The organism is Pseudolactococcus reticulitermitis (assembly GCF_002260845.1).
Classification (GTDB): Bacteria; Bacillota; Bacilli; order Lactobacillales; family Streptococcaceae; genus Pseudolactococcus; species Pseudolactococcus reticulitermitis.
On record NZ_BEDT01000020.1, the window covers coordinates 1 to 1,598 of the forward strand.

Here is a 1,598-nt window from a genome sequence, read left to right on the forward strand (position 1 = left end):
GGTGCATTGGGACAATGATTCAAACTTGAATGTTGTTTTTGGGGAAGACTATGTGGTCAAAATTTAACAAATATATTTTAAGAAATTTTTAAAGCCTTCTAAAAGGGGCTTTTTCAGTATTTAAAAATATAAGAATTACTGATAATAATGGTTGATAAGACTTGACTTTAGAGTGCTTTAGAGTGATATATAGGGTACAAAGAATAAAGGAGCCTAAGACCATGGCAAAGCAACTGAGCAATGATATGATTGACAACATCATGAAGGAACATAGACGAGAAGTTGAAGATCGAAACATTTTAGCCCCCTCTGACAATAATGGAGAGAATTCTCTAGATGTTGAAGTTTACTTTCCAGATAACGAGCATAGCATTGAAGAAGGTTATTGTAGCTGGAGTGGCCTAGTCAATCTGCTTCGAATAAATAGTGATAAGCCAGAAGTTGTACGATTTATCGCTGACATGATGGAATAAACAATAATAAAGACAGCTTGAAAAGGCTGTTTTTGGCGTGGTAGATAAATCATAAAAGTAGCGACAGTAATAGGAGCTAAGACTTGACTTTAAAGGCCTTTAGAGTGATATATAGGGTACAAAGAATAAAGGAGCCTAAGACCATGGCAAAAAAACTAAGCAAGAACACGATTTATAACATTGCAGCCAATCAGTTGCGCGAACTTAGAGAAAGAGGCGATTTAGAAACTCGAAACAATGATACAGAAGATTTTCTAGATGTTTCAGTTTGGAGCATTAAGAAGATGATTGAGGAGGCTTATGAAGAAGGACTGAAAGAAGTTCAAAAGGAAGAGGGGAGGATTATCGAATTTAACAAAGAAATCAAAAAAAAAAGATTATGGCCATTAGAAAAACAGGAAAAACAAATATGTTTGATGTGCCAATGGTTCAGAACCTTGCGAACGATTTGAATTATTGCGATCTCGTCATTTTCATTGAAGAGAACAAATTACAGTATTTGAATTTCATTATGACTGGAGAGAATCAATGAAAGAAGAAGGCTACTCTAAAGAAGATAAGCACGGTATTGATGTAATTGATAGATATCAAGGGAAAATAAATACTGTAAGCAATAAAACACTGGATGAAGTTAAGGAACAATACAGAAAATGGTTTCCCGACTCGTTTAAAGATTTATCATTCATTGAAAACTAGAAACAAGACATTATGGGTAGGAAAAAATAAGTAAAGACAGCTTTAAAAGGCTGTTTTTACTTATTTGGAAAAAGAGGTTCTCATTTGCGGAAATTGAAGAAGTATAAGCCAACCAAGTTTAAAGCTAAGAATTCCAAATATGATGAGAAACTCGCTGATTATGCGGTTGATTTTATTGAATGCTTGAGTCATACCAAAGGAACATGGGCAGGAAAACCATTTGAATTGATAGACTGGCAAGAACAGATTATTCGTGATTTATTTGGTATTGTCAAACCAAATGGCTATCGCCAATTCAATATAGCCTATATCGAAATTCCTAAGAAGATGGGGAAATCTGAACTTGCGGCAGCACTAGCCTTATTGCTCACGTGTGGTGATAATGAACAACGCGCGGAAGTTTACGGTTGTGCAGCTGATAGACAACAG

4 protein-coding genes and 1 pseudogene are annotated in these 1,598 nt (G+C 35.2%); all 5 read left to right on the top strand.

Going from position 1 to position 1,598, the window contains the following annotated elements; genetic code table 11:
• The first annotated feature begins 221 nt into the window (after window positions 1-221).
• Window positions 222-473 (top strand): hypothetical protein, encoded by a 252-nt coding sequence (locus tag RsY01_RS10785; protein WP_094785531.1) that lies wholly within the window; start codon window positions 222-224, stop codon window positions 471-473.
• Window positions 474-616: 143 nt separating this feature from the next.
• Window positions 617-925, top strand: coding sequence for a DUF6900 domain-containing protein (locus tag RsY01_RS10790; RefSeq protein WP_094785532.1), 309 nt, complete (start codon window positions 617-619; stop codon window positions 923-925).
• Window positions 898-1,005 (top strand): DUF5049 domain-containing protein, encoded by a 108-nt coding sequence (locus RsY01_RS10795; RefSeq protein WP_238594987.1) that lies wholly within the window; start codon window positions 898-900, stop codon window positions 1,003-1,005. The genes RsY01_RS10790 and RsY01_RS10795 overlap by 28 nt, the downstream gene beginning before the upstream one ends.
• Complete coding sequence (locus RsY01_RS10985) at window positions 1,002-1,169, top strand: hypothetical protein (protein ID WP_157905830.1); 168 nt, start codon at window positions 1,002-1,004, stop codon at window positions 1,167-1,169. Before RsY01_RS10795 ends, RsY01_RS10985 begins: the two co-directional genes overlap by 4 nt.
• Before the next feature lie 84 nt (window positions 1,170-1,253).
• Window positions 1,254-1,598, top strand: a pseudogene (locus RsY01_RS10800) (terminase large subunit); the annotation flags it as partial.